Annotated in this window: 1 pseudogene; it reads right to left on the reverse strand. The window is 70.0% G+C overall.

Annotated elements, in window-relative coordinates:
- Window positions 1–327 (reverse strand): annotated as a pseudogene (locus tag L687_RS0120930) (polysaccharide biosynthesis C-terminal domain-containing protein); the annotation flags it as partial.

Consider the following 327-nt stretch of genomic DNA (forward strand, 5'->3'; position numbering starts at 1 on the left):
GGCCGCGACCGCGTCGGCGCCGAGGGTGTTCAACGCGACCTGCACCGTGAGCGTGCCGATCGCGATGATCGACGCCTGGAACCCCATCGGCAGGCCGAGTCGCAGGTGCTCGGCGATGTCGTCACGGGTGATGCGCCAGTCGGCTCGGCGCAGGTGGAGCATCGGCAGCCGCCGACGCACGAACTCCAGGCACAGTGCCACCGAGACGGCCTGAGCGACGACCGTGGCGAGCGCAGCTCCCCCCACTCCCCATTCGAGGGGCCCGACCATCAACACGACGAGGCCGACGTTGAGCGCACACGACACGGTCAGGAACACCAGCGGCGT

Source organism: Microbacterium maritypicum MF109 (genome assembly GCF_000455825.1).
In the GTDB taxonomy this organism is placed as follows: domain Bacteria; phylum Actinomycetota; class Actinomycetes; order Actinomycetales; family Microbacteriaceae; genus Microbacterium; species Microbacterium maritypicum_A.